Genomic DNA, 24038 nt, shown 5'->3' with positions numbered 1-24038 from the left:
GACGTGGAAAGTCGCGGTCGGCCAGCATCGTTGGGTGTCCATCGCCTACCTGGTAATCACCCTCGTCACGATCGCAATCAACGGCGGAATGGCCATCGCCGACTTCGCCCGGGCAAAGTTCGTGCTGGCCAACTCGGCCGAGGTGAACTTCCCCTCGTCCTGGATCCCCGTAGCCGGCACCCTGAAAGCCGCCGGCGCCCTCGGCCTCCTACTCGGCCTCCTCGGCGCCCGCCCCCTCGGCATCGCCGCCGCCCTCGGCCTGGTCGTCTACTTCATCGCCGCAATCGTGGTCCACATCCGCGCCCGAGTGCTCCACAACATCGCTTTCCCCGCAATGTACTTCGCCTTCGCCGCAGCATCCCTGACGTTCGCCCTCGCCCGATAACGCCATCCCGACTCCAGCGTTGCGCGCAGCCGGCTTCCGAGGCGGGTTCGAACGCCTGCGCGGCCGCCGCGAGTCGGTTCGCTCAGGCGTCAGCGTGGTTTTCCGCGAGGCGGTTCGGTTCGTGCAGTAGTTCGCGGGTCAGGAGAGTGGCGCCCGCGACGGCACCCGGCATGAGGAATACCGCGACCAGCGGCACCAGAAAAGCCAGCCCCAGGGGCACGCCGAAGCCCCATGCCAAGCCTTTGCGGGCGCTCAGCAGAGCCAGCTGCTCGCGCAGGTGAACCGTGCGTCGCTGGAGTGCGACCGAGGTGAGCTCCTGCGTGAGGAAGAACCCGGTGACGAACACCGCGACAACCGGAATCACAGTCTGACCGACGACGGGGACGAACCCCAGCACGAACAACAGCACAGCCCACACCATGGCCCGCACCAGAATCCGAACACTGTCCCGAACCGACACCCACAACTCCCGCCACCAGGAAAGCCCAGACTCCGGCGCAATCCCATCCGGCGAGACCGACCGATCGACCCGCTGCGAAATCACGTCATAGAACGGCGCCCCGATCACCAAGGTCACAGCGGTGAACGTGAGCACCGCCGCAAGCACCGCAAGCGCAATCAAAGCGATGTCCAACGCCCCGCGAAACAACCCCGCCCAAGGGCTCGGCCAGTGATCGGCGAACGGCGTCACCGTCTCCGTCACATCCCCGCCCCACGTGACCAGCGCAGCCAGCGCCCCCACATACAACACCAACGTCACCAATGCCGGCACGATCCCGAATCCGAAATCCCGAGGATGCTGAGCCACCCACCGCTGCCCCCGAACAAGATAGGTAAACCCAACCCCGAAATCACGCATCCCCGAACCCTACTGGCGCCCACTCACCGCCACCCGCCCGATGCGCTACGGGATTGCGAGATGGTCCGGTGACGAGCTCCGGAACGGAGCAGGCAGTCGCAGCAGGGCCGGATCACCTGCGCTGGAACGGCAGCCGACAGCGCGCCCGCGAAGCGCCCCGACTACGGCCGGGGCGCATTCATCGTTTCTGCGCTCGGCGGCCGATCAGTTGCCGTCATCTTCGGGTTCGGGTCTTCGGGAACCTGACTGTGTAAGCCTTCGATCACATGGATCGGGGGCTTGGTTCATGTGCGGGCGCAAGCGATGAGCTCGGGGCAACCTCGAACGACTGTTGCCGACCGTGTCCGCAGGTGAGAACTTACTGTCCCTGCACGACGACGTTTTCCGCCTGTGGGCCCTTTGCTCCCTGTACCACGTCGTACTCGACGCGGTCGTTTTCCTGCAGCGATTTATAGCCGGTCGACTGGATCGCGCTGAAATGGACGAATACGTCCGGTCCACCCTCGTCCTGCGTGATGAACCCGAACCCTTTGTCTGCGTTGAAGAACTTCACAGTGCCTGTTGCCATTGGTGCCGGTCCCTTCAGATCGGACGAGTGGACCGCTCGAGCCTACCGGCCAACGTGTCTCCGCACTGGCCGGACACGGCGAACGAGGACCCTTCGGTTCGTCGCAGACCGCCGCTCGAGGGTTTGGGCCCGGGGTCCGCCGCCCGACCGGGGATAACGATTCGGTCGCTTGACCTATCGGTTGCCAGGTCATCTCGTACGGTCTGTGGCTATTCGCCCGAGCTCGACCGCGAGGACCTATATCGTGAATCTGAAGTACTGCCTGTCCACTGTTGCGATCGTCGCCGCCGGGACCCTCGTCAGTATCGCCCCCGCTACCGCCGACGCCGGCACGAAGTATGTGGCGCTGGGGGATTCGTACGCGGCGGGAGTCGGGATCTCCAACATCCTCGACAAGACCTGCTCACGCTCCGATCGTAACTACGCCCACCTGTTCGCGGCGGCACGCGGTTACAGCCTCACCGATGTCACGTGTGGCGGCGCGACGACCGACTCGGTGACCAGCACCCAGCTCTCCGCTGTCACCGCCGACACCAATCTGGTCACCCTGGGCGTCGGCGGCAATGACATCGGCTTCACCGACATCGTGAAGGACTGTGTGACGGCGGGAACCCTCGGCACGGGATCCGGGACGGGCAGCGCCGTATTCCAAAATCTCGGAACGGGAATCGCCAGCGGTAGTGCCGAGGCGCTGCTGGGGTGCAAGAACAAGTACGACGCCTCGATGCCGGCCCGGCTGTCTCAGGTCTCGGCCAAGGTCGCGAAACTGGTGTCCGACATCAAGACCCGAGCCCCGCAGGCGCGGGTCGTCCTGGTCGGTTACCCGCACATCCTGCCCGACAACGCGGCCCTGTGCGCCGGGCGGCAGCCGGTGCTGCCCGCCGATGTCGACTGGGCGCGTGACACCGTCGTCGGCGGATTGAACACCATGCTGCGTTCCCAGGCCGGCACCGAGTACTTCAGCACCTACGAGATCTACAACGGTCACGACGTCTGCGAGGCGATCCCGGACCGCTGGGTCAACGGCACCTCGGTCGACAATGGCGAAGGCGCGCAATTCCATCCGAATCAGTACGGGCACGCGGCGACCGCGCAGAAGATGGCAGCCACGCTCTGATGGCCTGCGCCGCGGCCTCCCTCGTCCCCATCCCCACCGCCCGGGCCGCAGTGCCCAGGCTGCCCTGATCGTCGATGGCAAACGAGTAATTCGAGCAGACCCAGGTCGGGGCGGTGAGCTCGGATTTACCATGAGCGAGGTCGAGGATTGGATGCATCGAGGGGAGCGGGGATGGCCTGGCCGGCAGCTGATTACCCGAGCGCGATACCGGTCGGAGTGGACGCCACGCGCGCCAGCATCGCCCGCGTCTACGATGCGGCGCTGAACGGCAAGGACAATTTCGAGGTCGATCGCCTGGTATTGGATCAGGTCCGCACGGTGGCCCCCGGCGTCGCCGAATTGGCCTGGGCCAACCGGGATTTCCTGATCCGTGTGTGCCGCTTCCTGGCCAAGGAGGCGGGCATCGACCAGTATCTGGATCTGGGCTCGGGCCTGCCCACCACCGAGAACACCCATCAGGTGGTGCAGCGCGTCGAGCCGGATTCGAGGGTCGTCTATGTGGACAACGACCCCATGGTGCTGGCCCACGCCCACGCCCTGCTGGTCGGCAGTCCGAACACCTCCATCGTCACTGCCGACATCTTCCGGCCGTTCGAGGTGTTGAAACATCCCGAGGTCCGCGACGAGCTCGACTTCACCCGCCCGCTGGCGATGTTCCAGATCGGGACACTGCACCACTATCCGTCCGACGATGCCGCGGCCCTCATGCGCACCTACATCGACGCGTTGCCCTCGGGTTCCTACGTCGCGATCGCCCATTTCTACGATCCGGAGGCCGACGAGTACAGCGATCTGGCCCGCAAGATGGAGGAGAAGTTCGTTCACAGCCCGATGGGCTCCGGCCGCTTCCGCACCCGCGCCCAGATCCAGGCCCTGTTCGGTGACCTGCAGATGATCGACCCGGGCCTGGTGCTCTGCGACGACTGGTGGCCCGACGGCCCCCGCCTGGCCCCCCTGAACGCCGTGCGGCACTGCATCGTCGGCGGCGTCGGCTTCAAACGCTAGCCGGTTCGCGCATTTCGTCACATGGCCGCTCCGTCACCGGGATCCAGCACGACGGGAGCCGGGTAGAGGTGGTGGATGGTGAGGGCGGCGGCGAGCAGCCGGGAATCGTTGGGGTCGCTGGGATCCAGGCCGGTCAGTTCGGCGACACGGCGGAGGCGGTAGCTGAAGGTGTTGGGGTGGACGTGTACCACCGCGGCGGCGGCCTTGCGGTCGGCGGAGCCGTGCCGGATGTGGGCGTCGAGGGTTTCGAAGAGGTGGGGGTGGCTCAGAATCGGGGCGATGCGTTCGGCCAGGCGGTCCCGGGCGGGGCCGGGGCGGGTGAGCTGGTATTCGAGCAGTAGATCGTCGAGGCGATAGGCGCCGGTGGTGCGGCCGAGCAGGCGGGCGAGTTCGGCCAGGTCGGTGGTCTGCCGCGCCGCACCGGGCAGGTCGGCACGGTCGATTCCCCGACATTCGGCGAGGAAGACGTCGACGCCGAACTGTTCGGCGAGGCTCGCCGCCAGGCGTTCGAAGGGACCCGTGCCGATCTCGGGGACCGGACGAGATCTGCTGGGCAGCAGGGCGATTCCGTTCGATCCGTCGAAGGTATTGAGGACCGTCGTCCCGAGCAGTGCGTCGAGTGCCTGCTGGAACTGCCGGATCCGGCGGCGGGTGACCATGGTGTCGGCCACCAGGACCAGCGGGTCGGGGCGCAGGTGGAAGGTGAGGACGTCGTAGCGGTCCGCCAGCGCCATGTCGGCGCGGGCCGCCAGTTCCTCGACCGGCGCGCCACGCAGCAGGGCCGAGCACAGGGCGCGGCGCGCCTCGCGTTCGACCGTGTAGATGGACTGCTCGACGTCGGAGTGCACCTCGGAGATGGTGATGGTGATGTGCATGAGCGCCTCGAGCACCCGCTGGCCGATCGCCACGATATCGGGCAACTCGTGCGGCTCCGCGGTCGCGGCGACCTCGTCCCAGAGATAGCGGGCGCCGCCGAAAAGTCCGGTCATGAGCTGGCGCACGGGGATTCGGTCCTCGGCGTGCCGCTCCACCACCGGGACGACGTACTCCGCGACCTCTTCGGCGGTGATCACGCGCCGCTCCTCGATGGCCCGGATGAACGCCACCGTCCCGGCCAGCAAGCTGGGCATGACATCGGCGAAGTGGTCCTCGGGCAGATTCTCGAGGCCGGGCACCGCGCCCAGTGCGGCTTCGAAGATACCGGCGGCAATCTCCGGGAGCCGCGGAAGCAGGCGGGCCAGGACGGGCGAGTCATCACCCAGTGGGGGAACGAGGGCGAGCATCAGCCGATTGTCACCAAGAACAGACTCGAGCACCAAGGAGTGTGTGCGAAATACCAATCGGCACAGCATCATCCCTGGTCGCCATGACACCAAACGGTTGCTTGGCAAGGTGTGCAGTCACTTTCGCTCGATTTCAGGTCGATTGGTTTCGCGAAACCAAATTGCACCGTATTTCTTGTCTCCGAATGCAAAGCGGTTCTTCATCTTTCGCAATCGAGCCAATTCGCGGTTAAGCTCCTGTAGTGTCCCTCTCGACTTCTCGAATGGTGTCAGTGGACGATCTACCGGGGCCCAGAGGATGGCCACTGGTCGGCAATCTCCCGCAATTGACACCCTCCCTGCTGCATCGCCAATTCGACTCCTGGAGTGACGAATACGGGGCGGTGTACCGGGTCGGCATGCCCGGTCGGCGGATCGTGGTGGTGAGCGATCCCGAACTCAATCGGGAGATCCTGCGGGACCGCCCCGGCGGCTTCCGGCGGCAGTCCGCCATCGAGTCGGTCATGGACGAGATGGGCTCCAACGGCCTGTTCTCCCTGGAGGGCGAGGCCTGGCGGCGGCGGCGCAAGCTCGCCATGCCCGCCTTCAACGCGACTCACCTGCGTGGCTTCCAACCCACCCTGGAGACCATTACCGAACGCCTGCGCCGGCGCTGGGAACACCGGTCCCCGGAGGATGTGCGCGCCGAATTGACCCGCTACACGGTCGATGTCACCGCCAAACTGACCTTCGACTACGACATCAACACCATCGAAGAATCCGGCGACGTCATTCAGCGCCATTTGGAGCTGATCTTCCCCATTCTGAATCGCCGGCTCGCCACGCCGTTCCCCTACTGGCGCTATGTGAAGCTGCCCGACGATCGGGCCCTCGAGCGCGCATTGGCGGCCCTGCGGCAGGATCTCACCGCCGTCATCGCCCGCGCCCGCGCGAATCTCCCCGAGCGGCCCACGAATTTCATCGAGGCGTTGCTGCTGGCGCAGGACGGCCGCGGCTCGTTCACCGATGACGAGCTGTTCGCGGAAGCGCTGACGATCCTCATCGCGGGCCAGGACACCACCAGCAACGCCATGGCCTGGCTGCTCTACCACCTGGCCGGGAAACCCGAAGTGCAGCAGCGGATTCGGGAGGAGATCGCCGAGATCCCGTCGGTACTGGACCGGCAGCCCTACCTGGAGGCGGTCGCGGCCGAATCCATGCGGCTGCAGCCCACCACGCCCCTCATCGGCATGGAAGCGATCGTCGACCGGACCATCGCCGGGGTGCACATCCCGGCTGGAACCTGGGTCGTCGTCAATGTCCAGCACGCCGGCCTGCAGGCGGAGAACTTCAGCGAGCCACACGTTTTCGATCCCGATCGCTGGCTGAACGAGGGCCCCGGCAATCACCGGCCCGACGCCTCCACCCCGTTCGGCTCCGGCCCCCGTTTCTGCCCGGGCCGTGGCCTGGCCATGCTGGAGGTCAAGAGCGTCACCGGCATGGTGTGCCGCAACTTCGACATCGCGCTGCCGGTGAACAGCGAACCACCGAGGGACCGTTTCCATTTCGCCGTCATCCCGACCGGAATGCGGCTGGATATCACACCCCGGCCGGCCCACTGAGTCCCGAGCACGAAAGGATCGCGCATGGCGATCAAGCGGCTGTCGGCCACCGACGGCGTCTGGCTGTCCCTCGAATCACCCGATATGCCCATGCATGTCGCATTCCTGCTGGAGTTCACCGTCCCGGACGGGGATGCGGCCCGCTTCGTCCGGCGCTGGCGCGCACAGGTCGTCGCGCCGATCGCGGTGCCGCAGCCGTGGAATCTGGTGCCGGTCAGTGGCCCGCTGACCCGTCTGGTGGCCCTCATGCGCGAGGCCGCCGAGGTCGATCCGGCCGACCACATCCGGACCTGGCAACTGAACCGGCCCGGTGACCGCCGCGAGCTCGTCGAGCTGGCCGCCCGCATCCACCGCGAACAACTCGATGCGACCCGGCCGCAGTGGGAGATGCACCTGGTCGAGGGCCTGGCGCCGGACCGCTTCGCCCTCATTCTCAAGGTGCATCACAGCCTGTTCGACGGCGCGTCGCTGATGCGGCTGTTCACCGACACCTTCTCGACGGATCCGGCCGACCGGGACACGCCGAACCTGTTCACCGTCGGCCGCGTGAATCCGGATGCGCCACAGCGGGTTCCGTCGGGGAGTCGGTTGCGGACCCTGCTGGTGACGCTGCGGGGCGTGCTCGAACTGGTGCGCGGCATCGGCGCGGCGGGCCGTGACGCCCTGCGCCGCGCCCGCGGCCGGACCCCGGCGCAGCGGGCCTACCAACAGCCGGTGTCCATCTTCGACGGGCCGATCACCGGCCGCCGGGACCTGTCCCTGCGCCGCTATGACCTGGGCCGGTTCAAGCGGCTGGCCAAGGCCGCCGACTGCACGATCAACGACATCGTGCTGTATCTGGTCGGCACGGCCCTGCGCGACTACCTGACCGACCATGCGGAGCTCCCCGCACGCCCGCTCACCGCCGGAGTCCCCGTGGACCTGCGGGAAGGCGACGACGACCGGGTGGGTACCCGCGCGGGCATGATGTTCACCGCGCTGGGTACCGATATCGCCGACCCTGCCGAGCGCCTGGCCGCGGTCCGCGCGGCCATCCGCGCCGCGAAGCAGGAGATGGCGGGCCTCCCGGCCAATACGGTCATCGGCTACGGCCTGGCCGTCACCCTGCCGTGGATCATGGGACTGACCTGGGGTCGCACCAACACTCCGGCGTCGCATCCGATGGGCATCTCCAATGTTCCCGGACCCCGAAATCCGTTGTACTGGAACGGCGCCCGGCTGGAGTCGCTGTACCCGATCTCGCTGCTCATGCACGGCAACCCGTTCAATGTCACCTGTGTGGGCTACCTCGACGCGCTGCACTTCGGTGTGCTGGGGGCGGCCGACAAGCTGCCGGCGATGGAGTACCTCACCGACGGTTTGGACGCCGCTCTCGACGAGCTGGCAGCGCTGCTGCTGCCCGCGGAGGAACGCGCCCTGCCGTCTGCGGGGTGAGACGAAACGACGACGCTCCCGGTCCATTCCGGACCGGGAGCGTTGCGCTGTCCTGGTGTGAGCAGACCAGGACAGCAGGGGAAATCAGGACGGCAGTGCGGACAGTCCGCCGATCGATTCCGCCCACGCCACATAGCGATCCAGCCCGTCGCGCAGGGAAATCATGGGGGCATAGCCGAAATCGCGCCGGGCCGCGCCGGTGTCGTAGGTGCTCGACACCGTGAGCGCCGCGACCGTCCAGCTGGACAGCGGGGGCGCGACGCGCGACTGCAGCCCGGGGATCCTCCAGACGGTGTCGAAGACCGCGATGATGCCGTCCAGCACCGGTTTCGGAATGGTCCGGGTCGGCGGTGTCAGGTCGAAGGCCCTCGCCAGATCGCGGGCGAAGTCCCACAGGTCGACGTCCTCGGCGTCGGCCAGGAAATAGGGCTTCCCGGCCACCGCGTCGGACCGCGACGCCTGCACGCACGCGCGAGCGGCATGCTCGCAGTAGGTGATCGACACCAGCACCGGCTTGCCGCCCGACAGATCGGGTAGGCGGCCGGAGCGAATCTTGTTCAACAGCAGCGTCATCCAGCCGCCGGAGCGCGGCCCCCAGATCATCCGGGGACGCAGCGCGCAGGTGGTGAAGTCGGGCCCGTTCGCCGCCAGCACCTCACGCTCGGCGATCGCCTTGGTCTCGACGTAGTAGCTCTTCGGGTTGCGCACATAGGGTTCGGACTCGTCGATGCCGAACCGCTCGCGATCGTATTCGGTGGCCACACTCGGGCTGCTGACGAAGACGAAACGGCCCGAGCCGGCGCGCCGCGCGGCATCCATGAGCCGCCGGGTGCCCTCGACATTGGCCTCCCAGAACTGGTGGCGGTGGCCGGTCTCGGCCACCCGGCCGGCGCTGTGGTGCACCACCTCCACGCCCTTGCAGGCCGCGGTGAGCGACTCCGGGTCGCCGAGGTCGCCGTGCACGATCTCGACCTCGGGCAGCGAGCGCAGATAGCCGAGATCGGCGGTGGGGCGGGCGAGTACGCGCACCTGGTCGCCCGCGGCCAGGGCCTGGTCGACGATGTGGCTGCCGAGGAATCCGGTGCCGCCGGTGACGAGGACTTTCATCGCTGTTCTCCTTCACTGTCGTAGCCGAGGCGGGCGCCGGCCCACTCCGACAGCACCTCGCGGCCGATCTTGGCGTTGTGCCGGATGTCGACCGGGAAGCCGTCGTGCCGCAGGAAGGTGCGGATCGGCGTGGTGATCTCGTGGGACTCGGCCAGTCGCCGCAATTCCCGCTCGATGCGGGGGCCCGCGCCACGATCGACGCCCACGCGCGGCTCGTAGCAGAGCACCGGCACCTGCGCACCGGCCCGGCCGACGCCGACCAGCGCAGTGCGGTGGACATCCGGGTGGGTATTGAAGATCTGTTCGCACTGCACGGTGAACAGGTCCCCGGCGCTGGTGCGTACCCGCTGGGAGATGCGGCCGCAGAACCACAGTCGGTCGTCGGTGTCCCGCCAGGCGAGGTCGCCGATGCGGTGCCAGCGGCGCAGCGTGCCGTCGGGTAGCCGTTCGTCGATCTTGGCGCGCGCATCGGCGGCCGGGTTGTCGTGGTAGCGCTGGCTGACCTGGGGTCCGGCGGCGGCGATCTCACCGATCTCGCCCGGCGCGACCTCCAAATCGTCTGTCCAGAACGGTATTTCGTCATCGGTGATGCGAATGATCCGCACTCGGGTATCACTGTCGGACTCCGGCAGTGCCCGTCCCACGCAGGTTCCGGCCCCGTCCCGGGTCCGCTCCCGCAGCGTTTCGAGTTCCGACCACTCCAGGGTGGTCAGCGGAAGCGCCTCGGTCGCACCGTAGGTGGTGAAGACCCGGGCCCGCGGTCCGAGCGCGTTGCGTACCGCGACCAGCGCCTCCAGGTTCGCGGGCGCACCCATCGAAATGACCGTGGTGAGGCTGGGCAGCTCTATTCCGGTTCGGTCCAGATAGGCGCCGAGGGGGCCCAGCAGGGCGGGCGAGGCGGTCAGATCGGTGATCCGGAAGGCGCGGGCCACCTCGACCAGCAGCGCGGGATCGGCCTGGGACACCTTCACCGGATCCACCGGCCCGAGCACCACGTGCGCGCCCTGCATCAGATCGAACAGCCCGAACAGCGGCACTGTCGCCAGTGAGACGAAACCGTCCGCGCGATCGTGCAGATCGGTGACCACCCGCAGCGAGGCGGCGAAGCCCGCGCGGGTGAACTCCACCCCCTTGGCAGGGCCCGTGCTGCCGGTGGTGAACGCGATCATCAGCAGATCCCCGGGCGCGTGGGCGACCGCGACCGGGTCGCCCGCGCGGCCGCGCTCGGCCAGCTGCGCCAGTGTGTAACCGCCCCAATAGGAGCGAGCGCCCGCCGTGACGTGCACCCGCACCGAGCGGAAGGTGCGACGCGCGGCGATGCGGATCAGGTGGGCCTCCGGAATGCCGATGAACGCCTGTGCGCCGACACTGCGGAAGCAGTGCAGCATGCGATTCACGCCCATGCCCGGGTCCACGACCACCGGTACCGCGCCCACCCGGAACAGCGCGAAGATCACCGCGAACAGATCCGGGTCCGGCCGGACCATCACAATCGTCTTGACGCCCTTGGTGATTCCGATCTCGGTGAAGGCCCGCGCGTAGGCGTCGATCCGCTCGCCGAGGTCGGCGAAGGTCAGCGCGTCGAAGGCGGCGCTGACGCCGACGCCGCCCGCGCCGCCCAGCGGCCGGGTCCGATAGCTGACGGCGGGCAATCCGGCGTACTTCTCGATCTGGCGCGCCAGCAGCAGATCCGGATCGTCGAGTACCGGATTCACGCGGCCCCTTCCACTCGGTAGCTCACGCACCCGGCCATCGGACCCGAACCCGCCGCCAGGAATACCAGTTCGGCGCCCGGCGTCAGCGCGCCCTGCTCCCGAAGTTGATGGTAGGCAATGGCCAGGCCCGAGCTGCCGGCGTCGCGGTCGCCGGTCATCGCCTGGTAGCCGCGGGCGAATCCGAATTCCTCCGCGAGGCCGCTCGCGAGTCCGGGCACCGGGTTATTGGTGACCAGAATGCTATTGCCCGTGTCGATTTCGGGCTGATCGGCCAGGTAGCCGCGCAGCGTGTCGGCCGCCGTCGCGGTGATCACCGTGTCGTAGTCCGGCGCGATCTCAACCGTAATCGTCTGCTGCCCAGCGCTTCCCATGGCCTTCAGGTCCAGATACCCGGCGACGCCCGGATTCGAGCCCGCCGCCCGGCCGCTTACCGGGGAAATACGTAGCGGGCCGAAACCCGTCTCCCGATCCACCCCCTTGCTCAGCAGCCAGGCCGAGCCGACGGTCGCGTACCGGAAGTCGTTCGGCCGGTGGGCGATTCCGCCCGGATGCGCATCACTGCCGACGACTAGCACCCGTTGCGCGGTGCCATTGGCCAGCAGCGCGGTCGCGGCGTGTACGGCGTTCAGCACCCCGCATGCGCCATTGCGCAGGTCGAACGAGAAGGTGGAGCGGCCCGATCCCGCCTCGTAGTCCAGGTGCATGCGCAGCCCGAGCTGGATGAGCGCGGAGTTCGCGGGCTCGACCACATTGCCGTCCCGATAGACGCCGACATTGACCAGCACGTCGATATCGCCGGGCTCGATTCCGGCCCGCTCCAGGCATTCCCGGCCCGCGGCCACGGCATGGTCGATGGATCCCGCGGTGGCCGGGGCGGCGCTGATCGCGGATTGTTCGATGACAACAGACATGCTCATCCCACCAGAGAATCGAGAGTGGCCGACATGACGCCGAAGATCATTCCGGAGGCGGTCGGCACCACGCAGATCTTGGAACCCTTCGGTATTTCGCCCCGCGATATGTAGTCGTATATCGCGAGGAAATGCGTGCTGGCACCGGTATTCGCGTATTTGTGCACCGTCGCCAGCCGCTGGGGCATTTCCGCCTCGTGGATCTTGGCGCCGGATTCGGCCAGCTTCTCGGTGAAGGCCACCCCGAGTTGATGGAAGACGATGAAATCGAACTTCTCGTCGGCGAAGGTGGTGCCGCGTTTGACGAGCCGATCGCGATGCAGTTTCGCCCAGGTTTCCCGGCGGGGGGCCGCCTGCATGGTCATATTGTCGGTCAGCATGATCATGTTCTCGGAGGCGTCGCTGGGCTTGGCGATACACAGCGGCGAGAACTCGGCGCAGGTGATCATGTCCACGTAGTGGATGCGGTCGTGTTCGTCCTCGGCACGGTCCACGATCACCGCGACGGCGGCGTCGGCCAGGGTGAGCGCCGGGAACTGCAGATCGCGCGCGTCCTTCGCCTCGGCGAGTGCGCCCTCGGTGACCGGGGAGATGATCTCCGCCGTCACCACCATGCCGGTGCGCACCAGACCGGCGCGAATCATGTTCTCCAGCAGGAAGATCGCGGTCATCGTGCCACCGCAGGCATTGACGACGTCGTAGCCCATGGCATGGTCCGCGCCGATCCGGCGGGCGATCTCGTGGGCGGCGGCGGGCTCGAACACCATGTGGAACCCGTCGTGCACCGTGGTGCCGGCGCTGATGATCACATCGAGGTCGGTGGCCTCGTACCGCGAGCGCGCCAGGCAGTCCTGCGCGGCGCGTGCGCCGAGCGAGAGGCTGTCCTCGTCCGCGGACCGGTCGACCATGCGCCGGGTGCGGATTCCGGTGATCCGCTCGACTTCGAATTGCCCGCCGCTCGACATTCGGGCCAGTACTTCGTCGGTGGTGTATTCGCGCTGGGGGAGAGCGGCTCCCAGCGCACCGAGGCGCGCGGCACTCACAATCGTGACTCCCGATCGTAATGGGATGGATGGAACCGGCGAGTGGGCCGTCCATGTGAATCGAACGAGGCGAACAGTGGCTCGGTTCGGATTCCACGGACGCTAGAGACGGGCGCCATACGGTGTCAAGGAAACTCGGTCCCGAGAGCGACAGACATCACCCGGAGGCGTTGTCATATCGAATGCGACTGCTCCCGGAAAACCAATAGCGACAATGGATTTTGGCTCCGGAGACAAAGACGAAGGTCCGGTTGCGACGGCATGGAATTCCTGGTTACGCTGGCCGAGACCGGCACCCTTCCGGCAATCGACAGTCGGGCCATCGCCCGCAATTACCAAGAGTCCGCGCGTCGTCGCGCGATCCGGCCCGCCAGATTTGGAGCACCTTCGCGATGACATCCACCGCCACCGTTACGCCGATCGCGCATCGCGCGGCGCCCATCGCGCCCGGCGCGATCCCGCTGCTCGGCCACTGGCCGCGGTTCGGCCGCCGGCCCTACCGATTCCTGTCCACGCTCTCGTCGGTGGGACCGGTTGTGCGCGTGCGGATTCCCGGCTACGACACCTACGTCGTCACCGATCCCGAGCTGGTCCGCGAGGCGTTCGTGGCGCTGTCGGACCAGGGTCTGATGATCGAACGCGCCGAGGCGCTGCTCGGTGAGGGCGTGACCGTGCTCCAGGGCCAGCGGCATCGGCGCGAACGGCGCATGATCGCACCCGCCTTCGCGAAGTCCCGGATCGCGCGCTACGCGGCGGTCATGACCCGGCTCGGGGCGGAGCGCGCCGCGTCCTGGCGCAACGGTGATTTCCTCGCGGTCAACGAGCAGATGCACGACCTGGCGCTGCGCACCGTGGCCGGATCGCTGTTCACCGGCGAACTCGGTTCCGAGACAGCCGAACACATCCACCGCCTGCTGCCGCCGGTCATGACCCTGCTCTCCCGGCGCGTCACCCGGCCCGCCTGGATCGACCGGCTGCCGCTGCCCGGCAATCGCCGGTTCGACCGCCTGGTGGTGGAGATGAAGGCCGCTACCGGCACCATCATCGCCGCGTACCGCGCCGAACTCGCCGCGGATCCGGACCTCGATCACGGTGATCTGCTCGACACGCTGCTCAAGGCCCGCGACGAATCCGGGGGTGCGCTCACCGACTCCCAGGTGCACGACGAGCTGATCAACTTCCTGGTCGGCGGCACCGAGGCCATCGGGGCGACGCTGGCCTGGGTGTTCCACGAGCTCGGGCAGAATCCCGAGGTGGAGGCCGCGCTGCACGCCGAGGTGGACGCCGTATTGGGCAGGCAGGGGGACCCGCGGGCCGCGGAGTTCGGCGACCTGGCCGAGCTCGAGATCACCAAGCGCATTGTGCTCGAGACGCTGCGCAAGTATTCGCCGTGGCTGACGGTCCGGCACGTGCCCACCCCGTACACCCTCGGAGATATCGAAATCCCGGGTGGCAGTATGCTTTTCGTCTGTCCGGTGGCAGTGCACCGAGATCCCGTCGTGCATCCTGATCCGCAGCGTTTCGATCCGGACCGGTGGCTGCCCGAGCGGATGGCGGGCATGTCCAAGGGCGCGCACATCCCATTCGGCATGGGCGCTCGGCAGTGCCCCGGAAACGTGTTCGCGCTCACCGAGATCGCCCTGCAGGTCGCGACCATCTGCGCCCGCTGGCGGCTGCGGCCGGTGCCGGGTATTCCGGTGCGGGAGACCGTGATCGGCGCGCTGGTGCATCCGGAGAAGCTGCTCATGCGGGCGGAGGCGCGCTGACCGTGGTGCGATTCGTAGTGCGCAGGCATCGTGCGGTGCTGGTCGTCGCCGGGGTGCTGGCGGTGCTCGCCGGGCTGGCGAGCACCACGCTGTTCGGCAAGCTGCAGGGTGGCGGTTACTTCGACCCGAGTGCGGAATCCAGCAGGGCCGCCGATGCGCTGCGGGACCGCTTCGGGCAGGGCGCGCCGAACCTGGTGTTGCTCGTGGACGCCGGCCGGACCATCGATGATGCCGAATCCACGCGTGCCGCAACGGAGCTTGTGCGGCATCTGCAGGCCGAGTCCGATGTCTCCGGGGTGATGTCGTACTGGACCTCGGGGCACCTGCCCGCGCTGCGCGACAAGACCGGCCGTCAGGGCCTCGTCGTCGCGACGATCATGGGCGATGAGATGCGGATCGACCACCGGATCGCCGATCTGGCACCGGAATTCGGCGGTACGCACGACGGGATCGAGGTCCGGGTCGGCGGGTACGCCATGATGATGCACGAAACCGTGCAGCAGGGGCAGAAGGACGTGGCCGCCGGTGAGGCCGTGGCGTTTCCGCTGACTCTGATCGCGCTGCTCGTGGTCTTCGGGACCGTGGTGGGCGCGGCGCTACCGCTGATCACCGGAACCGTCACCACCATGCTCACCATGGGTGTGCTCTGGCTGCTGGCCGAGTTCACCGAATTGTCCTCCACCGCAACCAATGTGGCCTCACTGCTCGGGCTGGGCCTGGCGATCGACTACAGCCTGCTGATCGTCAACCGGTATCGCGAGGAGCTCGCCACGGCCGCCGATCCGCGCGCGGCGCTGGTCGCGACCATGGGGTCCGCGGGGCGGACCGTGGCCTTCTCCGCGCTGACCGTGGCCGTCGCGCTGTCGTCCATGCTGATCTTCCCGCTGCTGGCGGTGCGGTCGATCGGGTATGCCGGGATCGCCGTGGCGCTCACCGCCGCCGTGGTCTCGCTGACGGTCTTGCCGGCGATTCTGCTGGTGGCGGGCGACCGCATCGACAGGTTCCGGATCGGCCGGAAACGGAGGTCCGGCAGTGACTCCCGCGCGCTGGACCAGGGCTTCTGGCATCGGCTCGCGACCATGGTCATGCGGCGGCCGATTCCGGTGGCCACCGTCACGGTGGCGTTGCTGCTCGCCCTGGGGCTGCCGTTCCTGCGCTTCCACCCCGGTTTTCCCGACTATCGGTCCATGCCGGCGGGGTCGTTCGCGCGGCAGGTGGCCGAGACGGTACAGCGCGAGTTCGATGCGGCCGAACTCAGCGGACTGCTCGTGGTGCTGCCGGACAGCAAGACCGGGGTCGCCGAGTACGCCGTGGCGCTGTCGTCGCTCGACGATGTCGCACACGTGGATACCGCGACGGGCAGCTACGTCAGGGGCGCGCTCGCGATACCCGCCACCACCGCCCATCACCGGTTCGAAACCGAAGATGCCGCTTACCTTTCCGTGGTGCCCACCACCACGGACCCGCGGACGGTGGACGCCGTCATCCGCGCCGTCCGCGCCACCCCCGCACCGTCGCGGGCGCTGGTCGGCGGGGTGGACGCGGCCAATATGGACGCCATCCACGCCCTGACCGCGCGAGCGCCCTTCGCGCTCGGCTTTGTGGTCATCGCCATGGCGCTGCTGCTGTTCCTGCTGACGGGCAGCGTGCTGGTGCCGGTGCTGGCCCTGATCCTGAGCGTGCTGAGCCTGACCGCCACCTTCGGCGCACTGGTGTGGATCTTCCAAGAGGGCAGGCTGTCCGGGCTGCTCGGGTTCACCCCCACGGGCGACCTGTCGGCGGTGGTGCCGGTCATGCTGTTCGCCGTCGCCTTCGGGCTGGCCATGGACTATCAGGTCTTCCTGCTGGCCCGCATCCGTGAGGAGTACGAGAACACCGGGGATGCAACGGCTTCGGTCGCGATCGGGCTGGAGCGGATCGGCCGCATCGTCACCGCGGCCGCGGTCCTCATCTCCATCGTGTTCCTGGGCTTCCTCGCCTCCGACATCACCTTCATGAAGGCATTCGGCATCGGGCTGCCGCTGGCGGTGCTGGCCGACGCCACCGTGGTGCGCGGATTCCTGCTCCCCGCGACGCTGCGCCTGGGCGGACGCTGGACCTGGTGGGCTCCGCGACCACTGCGCCGCTTGCACACCCGATTCGGACTCCGTGAGAGCGGCGCCGCGCCCGCCGAAGTCGCGACCGTCTCCGCCTGACGATTCGCCGCCCATCACTACTTTTCATTCACGAACCGAGGTGCCCGCATGTCCGAGTCCTCCTCCGGCCCCGACCGTTACGACGTTGCCATCATCGGCACCGGATTCAGCGGTCTGGCTGTGGCGATCAATCTCCGCCGCCTCGGCATGGACGACTTCGTCATGCTCGAGCGGGCCGATGCCATCGGCGGCGCCTGGCGGGACAATGTCTATCCCGGATGCGCGGTCGATGTGCCCTCGGTGCTGTATTCGTATTCGTTCGCACCGAATACGGAGTGGACGCGCCTCTACGCGCCCCAGCCCGAGCTGCGCGCATACACCGAGTCGGTGGTGGATCGCTTCGACCTGCGACGGCACGTGCAGCTGAACAGCGAAGTGGCCGATGCGGATTTCGACGAAGCCGCCGCGGAATGGGTGATCCGGCTGAGCGACGGCCGGACGGTGCGGGCGCGTGCTGTCGTCATGGGGTACTTCTCACTGCACACCGCCGCCATTCCCGACATCCCGGGCCGCACCGAATTCACCGGCCCGCAAATGCATTCGAGCGCCTGGGATCGGGACTTCGAGCCGGCCGGCAAGCGTATCGCCGTGGTCGGTGCGGGCGCGAGCGCCGTGCAGATCGTGCCCGCCCTGGCGCGCACGGCCGGAGGGGTGGTGTCGTTCCAGCGCACCGCCGCCTGGGTGCTGCCCCGCGGCGATCGCCCCATCCCGCCGGCGGTCCGCACCCTGTTCCGCCACATCCCACCGCTGCGACTCGCCGCCCGCGGCTTCGTCTTCGCCGTTCTGGAGGCGCTGCACTTCGCCGAGTTCCACCCCCGCCTGGTGCGACTCTACGAGCGAATCTGCCTGGCCGCCTTGCGGCATCAGGTGCCCGATCCCGAAGTTCGCCGAAAGCTGGTCCCCGACTACCGCTTCGGCTGCAAGCGCCCGATGGTGTCCGACGAGTACTACGCCGCCTTCGCCCGGCCCACCGTCGACCTCGTCACCGAAAAGATCATCGAGATCACCCCCACCGGCCTGCGCACCGCCGACGGCGCCCACCACGACGTCGACGCCATCGTGTGGGCCACCGGCTTCCACGTCCAGGACTCCATCGCCCGCTTCCCCGACTTCCGCACCGAAACCACGTCCACTCGAAAGAAATTCGCCGAGGACGGCTTCACGGCCTATCGCGGCATAGCCTTCGCGGGCCTCCCCAACCTCTTCGCCGTCACCGGCCCCAACACCGCCCTGCCCCACACCTCCCAATTCCTGGCCATCGAACCCACCGCCCGCCTCATAGCGCGCACCATCGCCCACATGCACACCCACGCCGTCCCCCGCTACACCCCTGCGCCATCCGCCGAACGCGCCTGGGTATCGCGAGCCCGCACTCTCCTCGGCACCCGAATCTGGTCCACCGGCGGTTGCACCAGCTACTTCGTAGACCCCGAGGGCACCAACACCCTCACCTACCCGGGCGGCACCTGGACCCTCCGCCGCGACCGCCGCCACCTCCGCCTCGCGGACTGGCAGCGCGGGTTCCGACCAACGGAGACCGGCCGCGGCCGGACGGGTAGCGCAGGGGACCTCCGGCGAAGCTGTTGACATACGCTGCCGGACTGCAATGGGACCGGCCGCTTTTGCAGGTAGCAGGAATATCGGTCCGAGGGAGAGAATAGAAGCTCGATGTTATGTGCACCATCAATATTGGGGGTATGTCCCTGACATACGCCGTGTCCGTTCAGCGGGGTGCCCGAAGCGGGCAGTGCCGTTGTGAATGAACTCTTTGCGCCCTTTTGTTGGAAATACGGGCAGCCTCCTGATATCGCTGCCTCGATATCCGATTCGTGACCAGGGGACTCGATGAAACCCACGGTAACGACCAGCCCGGAATCTGTGGGGCGAGCCGACCCCGGGCCGCCGCCACGTACCGGAGTGTCCACGACCGATACCACTGCTTCGGTCACCGAAACGCCGAGCCGGGCTGGGCCACATCGCTGGGGCTTCGGCATCGACGTGGGCGGTAGCGGCGTGAAGGGCGGCGTCGTCGATCTCGGCACCGGGCGGCTGATCGGCGACCGCTTCAAACTCCCGACCCCGCGGCCGGCTACTCCGGAGGCTCTCGCCGATACGATCCGCGAGGTGGTGAAGCACTTCCAGTGGGACGCGCCGCTTGGTGTCACCTATCCGGGTGTGGTCAGTGGCGGAGTAGCCCGTACCGCCGCGCACCTCGACAAGTCTTGGATCGGAATGAACGCCCAAGAGGTGATCAGCGCCGAACTCGGCGGACAGCCGGTGACCTTGCTCAATGACGCCGACGCGGCGGGATTGGCCGAAGTCCAGTTCGGCGCCGCCAAGGACAATGACGGCGTCATCGTGCTGCTGACATTCGGCACCGGCATCGGTTCGGCGGTGATCCATGACGGGGTGTTGTTGCCCAACACTGAATTCGGTCACATCGAGGTCGGCGGAATGGAGGCCGAGCATCGGGGCGCCACGTCGGTCAAGGAAAGACACGCCTGGAGCTACAAGCGGTGGGCCTCAGAGGTGACGAAGGTGCTGGTCGCCATCGAAAACGCGATCGCGCCCGACCTGTTCATCGCTGGTGGCGGGGTCAGCCGCAAGGGCGACAAATGGATTCCGTTGCTGAAGAACCGCACGCCGGTGGTGGCCGCCGCGTTGCAGAACACTGCGGGGATCGTCGGGGCAGCCGTGGCTGCGCATGCCGATCCAACGCACGCAACCAGCCCGCTCGGCGGCAGCTGTCGTCGTCGCTGGGTTTGATCAGCGGGGCCCGGCCGTGGTGGCCGGCTCGTGAGGTACGGCGTCGTGAGGATGCTCAGCACGGCGACCCGGTTCTCGGCCCGGGATTCATCGATGAGTTCGGTGATGGTTGCGCAGACGCGACGGGAAACGGCGGATCGAGAGTTCGGGTGACCGCGGCGCTCCGCTATTGGGTGCCCCGCCATTTTGATGTGGTTGGCGTGCGTATCCGTCATGTGCGCAGCTCAGGTACCGAGGGAACTCCCTTCATGAAGCCCCGCGTATGGCGGCGACCTCGGCGATGACGTCGACGACCGCCGCGAGCAGGTGGTCAGGGATCATGAGGATTGTGCGCTGGGAAAACCTATCGCTCGATGACGATGACGTTCTCTGCCTGCGGCCCCTTCGGCCCCTGGACAACGTTGTACTCGACTCGGTTGTTCTCCTCGAGCGACTTGTAACCGCTGGACTGGATTGCGCTGAAGTGCACGAAGACGTCCGGTCCGCCGTCATCCTGGTTGATGAACCCGAATCCCTTGTCGGCGTTGAACCACTTCACTGTGCCTGTTGCCATGAGCGCAAGTCCCTTTCATGTCAGTCGAGTGGAGAGCTCGAGCCTACCGGCCGACTTGTTTCCGAATTGCCTGGACACGGCGGAATACAAAGGCCCTCACCGACGCGGCGGAAATCCATCGGCATGCAGCCGCTCGGCACCGGCATCAGGGCCGGCGACTGCCTGCCCGAGCTACGCTGCAGCCACGCTGTACCGGCCGGTGGCCGGTACACTGGCCAGTGGCTTCGGTGATTGCCGAGGGCGTCCAAGGCTTCTGCGGATCTCATATCGCGGTGCCGCCCTGATCCCGCGAAAGGGTGAATGTGGCAACCTCCGCCGACGAAACGACCGACCAACCTTCATCGGATGTCGATACGACTCCGGTAAACATCGAAACCGATGCGCCGCAAGAGGATTCAACCTTCGAGGTCGAAGTCGACCCAGTGGTGCGAGGTGGCGCCGGGGATGATTCTGAATGGGATGACGGCGAGTCCCCGGCACTGCGACGGGCGCGCAAGGAAGCCGCGCTCATGGCCGGTGGGGATTCGACGCGCGCGTACCTGAAGCAGATCGGCCGTGTTCCCCTGCTGTCTGCGGAAGAAGAGGTGGATCTGGCGATCCGGATCGAGGTTGGACTGTATGCGGCGGAGAAGCTGCACGAGGAGCTCGAATCGGGGTCCGGTATCACCGCCGCGCGTCGCCGCGACCTGACCTGGGTCGTGCAGGACGGCGTCAAGGCCAGGAACCACTTGCTCGAGGCGAATCTGCGGCTGGTGGTATCGATCGCCAAGAGGTACACCGGGCGCGGTATGGCCTTTCTCGACCTGATCCAGGAAGGCAATCTGGGCCTCGTTCGTGCGGTCGAAAAGTTCGATTACCGCAAGGGATTCAAATTCTCGACCTATGCCACGTGGTGGATTCGTCAGGCGATCAGTCGCGCCATGGCCGACCAGTCTCGCACCATTCGCGTCCCGGTGCACATTGTGGAGATCATCAACAAGCTCGGACGCGTCCAGCGTGAGCTGCTGCAGCAATTGGGCCGCGAGGCCACGCCCGAAGAGCTCGCGGAGGAACTGGACATCACACCCCAGAAGGTCCTGGAGATCCGGCAGTACGCGCGTGAACCGATCTCACTGGATCAGACGATCGGCGACGAGGGTGACAGCCAGCTCGGCGACTTCATCCAGGACACCGATGCGGTCGTCGCGATCGACGCCGTGTCGTTCACCCTGCTGCAGCGCCAATTGCAGTCGGTGCTCGACACGCTCCACCCGCGAGAAGCAGGCGTGATGCGCCTGCGCTACGGCCTGAATGATGGGCAGCCCCGGACCCTCGACGACATCGGGAAGGTCTACGGCGTCACGCGTGAACGAATCCGCCAGATCGAATCGAAGACCATGTCGAAGCTGCGCCATCCGTCACGCTCACAGGCCCTGCAGGACTACCTCGACTGACCGGTCGGCCTCTGTTGTTCCCCAGCTGTCCGGCCCTGGCCATACCGAACTTCCCGGGGCCCGAACGGCTCTCGACGCAACAGCGTCTGATCGGAGCGGTTGGTGTGTAGCGTCAATGAGAAAGGCCCCTCCCGTTCAGCGGTTTCGCTGTTGGAAGGGGCCTTTCGTGGTGCGCCATCAGGGACTCGAACCCCGAACCCGCTGATTAAGAGTCAGCTGCTCTGCCAATTGAGCTAATGGCGCGTGTTACTCCCAGGGGGCTTGGGCTTTCGCTTGGGCCGCTCTGCGGTGCGAGAAGAACATTAACAGGGTGGAGTGCGGAAAGTGAAATCGGGTGTCTGAGCTGCGGGTTTGTGGAGGGTTGGGGAGTTGTTAACGCGGCGGGGGTGATCACGGATGTTTCGGACGAAGCCCCTGTGGGCCGGACGCTTGGTTGGAAGCCGGGGTGGTTGTGACTGCCAGGGCGGGGGTCTCGGTCGGATAGGGGTGGTGATCGAACAGGCGTGGTCGGGGCCGGGAGTTGTGCGGTGGCCGGTTGTGCACCGAGATGTGAAGCGGGGTTGCGATGAGTGAAGGTCGGGGGCGGCGTCGGCTGCTGGGTGCCGGGGTGATGGTGTCCGTGCTGGCGTTGGCGCTGGTCGGGTGCTCGTCGGGGGGTAAGGGTCAATCCTCGACGGTGGCAATCGATTCCAATCCCATCGGCGAGCTCATGAAGCCGAAGCTGATCTCACCGGTGAAGGACGGCGACAAAGGGGTGTCGCCCGGGGAGCTGACGTTGCAGGTGGAGGATGGCCGGCTCACGACCGTGGCGCTGACCAATCCGGACGGCCGGCCGGTCCCGGGTGAGCTGGCGGCGGACGGCCGTTCGTGGCGGCTGACCGAGCAGTTGGGGTTCGGGCGCACCTACAGGTTGAGCGTCGATGCGATCGGCCTTGGCGGCGCGACCAATTCGACGATGAGTTTCACCACTATCTCGCCCAATAACCGCACCCACCCGTACCTGTTGCCGGCGGAGAACGACGTGGTCGGTATCGGCCAGCCGGTGGCCGTGCAGTTCGACGAGAACATTCCGGATCGCCGGGCCGCCCAGGCGGCGATCAAGATCACTACCACGCCCGCGGTGGAGGGCGCTTTCTACTGGGTCAACAATCGCGAGGTGCGCTGGCGGCCGCAGAACTTCTGGGCCCCGGGCACCAAGGTCGACATCGCGGTGAACGCCTACGGCCGGGAGCTCGGCAACGGCCTGGTCGGCGACAGTGACATCCATTCCAGCTTCACCGTCGGCGACGCCACCGTCTTCACCGCCGACGACGACACCAAGATGGTGACCGTCGAGCGCAACGGCGAGGTGATCAAGACCATGCCGACCTCGATGGGCAAGAACTCCACACCCACCGACAACGGCGTCTACATCGTCGGCGACAAGTTCGACAAGATCATCATGGATTCCTCCACCTACGGCGTCCCGGTGAACTCGCCGGCCGGCTATCGCACCCCGATCGACTGGGCGACGCGGATCTCCTACTCCGGCATCTTCTTCCACTCGGCCCCGTGGTCGGTGGGCGCACAGGGCTCGGTCAACACCAGCCACGGCTGCCTGAATCTGAGCCCGGCCGACGCCAAGTGGGTGTACGACAACGTCAAGCGCGGCGACATCACCATCGTCAAGAACACCGTCGGCGGCACGCTGTCGGGTCTCGACGGGTTGGGTGATTGGAACATTCCGTGGGAGCAGTGGAAGGCCGGCAACGCCGACGACAACCGCTGATCCCCGACGCCCGCCGCTGATCCCGGACACGGCGAAGGGGCATCAGCGTGTTCGCCGATGCCCCTTCGGACGCGCTCGATCTCGGGGGTGGCGGGTCAGCCGATGGTCCCCGGCCCGATGCCGCCGCCACCATTGAGGTTGCCGCAGCCCAGTCCCGCGTAGCCCGCGAGCGCCGCGGCGCTGCCGGCGACGGTACAGCCGTTCTTCGACGAACCCGTGGTCGCCGAACCGCTCGCACCGCCGAGCTTGATGGCGGAGGACCCGAAATTGACATCCGACTCCATCGGGTTGCTGTCCGCGGTCGGGTCGGTCGTCGTGCCCGGAGTGGTGGTGGTGCCCGGCGTGGTGGTGCCCGGGGTGGTCGTCGTGGTGCCGGGCGTGGTCGTGGTCTGCGAGGCGTCGGTGAGAACGATCTCCGCGGACGCGGCGGGCGCGGCGGGCAGAATGGCCGCAACGGCTAGCAGAGTGGTTACGGCATAGCGGTTCACGTGCGAAGTCCTTCGGATCGAGCATGGATCGGGGCCTCGAC

General features: G+C 67.1%; 19 protein-coding genes, 1 tRNA gene and 1 pseudogene. 11 read left to right on the top strand and 10 right to left on the bottom strand.

The features are described from left to right. Window positions 1–34: 34 nt before the first annotated feature. A complete protein-coding gene (locus tag ACWEQQ_RS11355; RefSeq protein ID WP_452344105.1) occupies window positions 35–385 on the top strand; it encodes a DoxX family protein in 351 nt (116 codons plus the stop codon). A gap of 82 nt (window positions 386–467) precedes the next feature. On the opposite strand, the gene ACWEQQ_RS11350 is transcribed toward ACWEQQ_RS11355, so the two are convergent. Then, on the bottom strand, window positions 468–1244 hold the full coding sequence (locus ACWEQQ_RS11350) for an EI24 domain-containing protein (RefSeq protein WP_452348120.1): 777 nt from the start codon (window positions 1242–1244) through the stop codon (window positions 468–470). Window positions 1245–1602: 358 nt separating this feature from the next. Beyond that, entirely contained in the window at window positions 1603–1812 is a 210-nt protein-coding gene (locus ACWEQQ_RS11345) for a cold-shock protein (protein WP_452344102.1), read from the bottom strand. 244 nt (window positions 1813–2056) lie between these two features. On the opposite strand from ACWEQQ_RS11345, the gene ACWEQQ_RS11340 reads away from it, so the two are divergent. After that, window positions 2057–2929, top strand: coding sequence for an SGNH/GDSL hydrolase family protein (locus ACWEQQ_RS11340; protein WP_452348119.1), 873 nt, complete (start codon window positions 2057–2059; stop codon window positions 2927–2929). Window positions 2930–3100: 171 nt separating this feature from the next. Continuing rightward, complete coding sequence (locus ACWEQQ_RS11335) at window positions 3101–3934, top strand: SAM-dependent methyltransferase (protein WP_452348118.1); 834 nt, start codon at window positions 3101–3103, stop codon at window positions 3932–3934. Window positions 3935–3951: 17 nt separating this feature from the next. Here the strand turns inward: ACWEQQ_RS11335 and ACWEQQ_RS11330 are convergent, their stop codons facing one another. Continuing rightward, entirely contained in the window at window positions 3952–5217 is a 1266-nt protein-coding gene (locus tag ACWEQQ_RS11330; RefSeq protein WP_452348117.1) for a PucR family transcriptional regulator, read from the bottom strand. Between the two features lie 263 nt (window positions 5218–5480). Here ACWEQQ_RS11330 and ACWEQQ_RS11325 point away from each other — a divergent pair, with 263 nt between their 5' ends. Together ACWEQQ_RS11325 and ACWEQQ_RS11320 are read left to right on the top strand one after the other, a co-directional pair. Beyond that, on the top strand, window positions 5481–6818 hold the full coding sequence (locus tag ACWEQQ_RS11325; protein ID WP_452348116.1) for a cytochrome P450: 1338 nt from the start codon (window positions 5481–5483) through the stop codon (window positions 6816–6818). A gap of 24 nt (window positions 6819–6842) precedes the next feature. Continuing rightward, on the top strand, window positions 6843–8252 hold the full coding sequence (locus ACWEQQ_RS11320; protein WP_452348115.1) for a wax ester/triacylglycerol synthase family O-acyltransferase: 1410 nt from the start codon (window positions 6843–6845) through the stop codon (window positions 8250–8252). Between the two features lie 84 nt (window positions 8253–8336). Here ACWEQQ_RS11320 and ACWEQQ_RS11315 read toward each other — a convergent pair whose 3' ends face one another. From ACWEQQ_RS11315 to ACWEQQ_RS11300, 4 genes are read right to left on the bottom strand one after another with little or no spacing between them, the layout of a single operon-like run. Next, a complete protein-coding gene (locus ACWEQQ_RS11315; RefSeq protein ID WP_452348114.1) occupies window positions 8337–9359 on the bottom strand; it encodes an NAD-dependent epimerase/dehydratase family protein in 1023 nt (340 codons plus the stop codon). Continuing rightward, the gene (locus ACWEQQ_RS11310; protein ID WP_452348113.1) at window positions 9356–11074 is read right to left on the bottom strand and encodes a fatty acid CoA ligase family protein; all 1719 of its coding nucleotides are present in this window, start codon (window positions 11072–11074) and stop codon (window positions 9356–9358) included. Before ACWEQQ_RS11310 ends, ACWEQQ_RS11315 begins: the two co-directional genes overlap by 4 nt. Continuing rightward, window positions 11071–11991: a hypothetical protein gene (locus tag ACWEQQ_RS11305; protein ID WP_452348112.1), complete on the bottom strand. Its 921-nt coding sequence runs from the start codon at window positions 11989–11991 to the stop codon at window positions 11071–11073. The genes ACWEQQ_RS11310 and ACWEQQ_RS11305 overlap by 4 nt, the downstream gene beginning before the upstream one ends. After that, window positions 11988–13028, bottom strand: coding sequence for a 3-oxoacyl-ACP synthase III family protein (locus ACWEQQ_RS11300; protein ID WP_452348111.1), 1041 nt, complete (start codon window positions 13026–13028; stop codon window positions 11988–11990). The genes ACWEQQ_RS11305 and ACWEQQ_RS11300 overlap by 4 nt, the downstream gene beginning before the upstream one ends. A gap of 392 nt (window positions 13029–13420) precedes the next feature. Between ACWEQQ_RS11300 and ACWEQQ_RS11295 the strand changes: the two genes are divergently transcribed. From ACWEQQ_RS11295 to ppgK, 4 genes are all read left to right on the top strand, one after another. After that, the gene (locus ACWEQQ_RS11295) at window positions 13421–14794 is read left to right on the top strand and encodes a cytochrome P450 (protein WP_452348110.1); all 1374 of its coding nucleotides are present in this window, start codon (window positions 13421–13423) and stop codon (window positions 14792–14794) included. A 2-nt stretch (window positions 14795–14796) separates the two neighbouring features. Next, the gene (locus ACWEQQ_RS11290; RefSeq protein ID WP_452348109.1) at window positions 14797–16989 is read left to right on the top strand and encodes an MMPL family transporter; all 2193 of its coding nucleotides are present in this window, start codon (window positions 14797–14799) and stop codon (window positions 16987–16989) included. A 48-nt stretch (window positions 16990–17037) separates the two neighbouring features. Beyond that, a complete protein-coding gene (locus ACWEQQ_RS11285) occupies window positions 17038–18576 on the top strand; it encodes a flavin-containing monooxygenase (protein WP_452348108.1) in 1539 nt (512 codons plus the stop codon). A gap of 330 nt (window positions 18577–18906) precedes the next feature. Next, window positions 18907–19755: a polyphosphate--glucose phosphotransferase gene (gene ppgK / locus ACWEQQ_RS11280; RefSeq protein WP_452348107.1), complete on the top strand. Its 849-nt coding sequence runs from the start codon at window positions 18907–18909 to the stop codon at window positions 19753–19755. Window positions 19756–20098: 343 nt separating this feature from the next. Here the strand turns inward: ppgK and ACWEQQ_RS11275 are convergent, their stop codons facing one another. Next, window positions 20099–20308, bottom strand: a complete 210-nt coding sequence (locus tag ACWEQQ_RS11275; RefSeq protein WP_452344088.1) for a cold-shock protein — start codon at window positions 20306–20308, stop codon at window positions 20099–20101. A gap of 389 nt (window positions 20309–20697) precedes the next feature. Between ACWEQQ_RS11275 and ACWEQQ_RS11270 the strand changes: the two are divergent. After that, window positions 20698–21741 (top strand): annotated as a pseudogene (locus ACWEQQ_RS11270) (RNA polymerase sigma factor); the annotation flags it as partial. Window positions 21742–21908: 167 nt separating this feature from the next. Here the strand turns inward: ACWEQQ_RS11270 and ACWEQQ_RS11265 are convergent. Further along, window positions 21909–21984: transfer RNA gene (locus tag ACWEQQ_RS11265), tRNA-Lys, on the bottom strand. Window positions 21985–22306: 322 nt separating this feature from the next. Between ACWEQQ_RS11265 and ACWEQQ_RS11260 the strand changes: the two genes are divergently transcribed. Then, entirely contained in the window at window positions 22307–23509 is a 1203-nt protein-coding gene (locus tag ACWEQQ_RS11260; protein ID WP_452348106.1) for a L,D-transpeptidase, read from the top strand. Between the two features lie 95 nt (window positions 23510–23604). Here the strand turns inward: ACWEQQ_RS11260 and ACWEQQ_RS11255 are convergent, their stop codons facing one another. After that, window positions 23605–23997, bottom strand: coding sequence for a hypothetical protein (locus ACWEQQ_RS11255; protein ID WP_452348105.1), 393 nt, complete (start codon window positions 23995–23997; stop codon window positions 23605–23607). Window positions 23998–24038 lie beyond the last annotated feature (41 nt).

Source organism: Nocardia sp. NPDC004123 (assembly GCF_053603795.1).
This window is presented reverse-complemented; position numbering and strand designations above follow the sequence as displayed.

Excerpts from the sequence above, each read along its gene's own strand:
- ACWEQQ_RS11295 (WP_452348110.1), top strand. The coding sequence starts at position 13,421 with ATGACATCCACCGCCACCGTTACGCCGATCGCGCATCGCGCGGCGCCC.
- ACWEQQ_RS11305 (WP_452348112.1), bottom strand. The coding sequence starts at position 11,991 with ATGAGCATGTCTGTTGTCATCGAACAATCCGCGATCAGCGCCGCCCCG.
- ACWEQQ_RS11320 (WP_452348115.1), top strand. The coding sequence starts at position 6,843 with ATGGCGATCAAGCGGCTGTCGGCCACCGACGGCGTCTGGCTGTCCCTC.
- ACWEQQ_RS11335 (WP_452348118.1), top strand. The coding sequence starts at position 3,101 with ATGGCCTGGCCGGCAGCTGATTACCCGAGCGCGATACCGGTCGGAGTG.
- ACWEQQ_RS11275 (WP_452344088.1), bottom strand. The coding sequence starts at position 20,308 with ATGGCAACAGGCACAGTGAAGTGGTTCAACGCCGACAAGGGATTCGGG.
- ACWEQQ_RS11330 (WP_452348117.1), bottom strand. The coding sequence starts at position 5,217 with ATGCTCGCCCTCGTTCCCCCACTGGGTGATGACTCGCCCGTCCTGGCC.
- ACWEQQ_RS11325 (WP_452348116.1), top strand. The coding sequence starts at position 5,481 with ATGGTGTCAGTGGACGATCTACCGGGGCCCAGAGGATGGCCACTGGTC.
- ACWEQQ_RS11260 (WP_452348106.1), top strand. The coding sequence starts at position 22,307 with ATGAGTGAAGGTCGGGGGCGGCGTCGGCTGCTGGGTGCCGGGGTGATG.
- ACWEQQ_RS11350 (WP_452348120.1), bottom strand. The coding sequence starts at position 1,244 with ATGCGTGATTTCGGGGTTGGGTTTACCTATCTTGTTCGGGGGCAGCGG.
- ACWEQQ_RS11285 (WP_452348108.1), top strand. The coding sequence starts at position 17,038 with ATGTCCGAGTCCTCCTCCGGCCCCGACCGTTACGACGTTGCCATCATC.
- ACWEQQ_RS11315 (WP_452348114.1), bottom strand. The coding sequence starts at position 9,359 with ATGAAAGTCCTCGTCACCGGCGGCACCGGATTCCTCGGCAGCCACATC.
- ACWEQQ_RS11345 (WP_452344102.1), bottom strand. The coding sequence starts at position 1,812 with ATGGCAACAGGCACTGTGAAGTTCTTCAACGCAGACAAAGGGTTCGGG.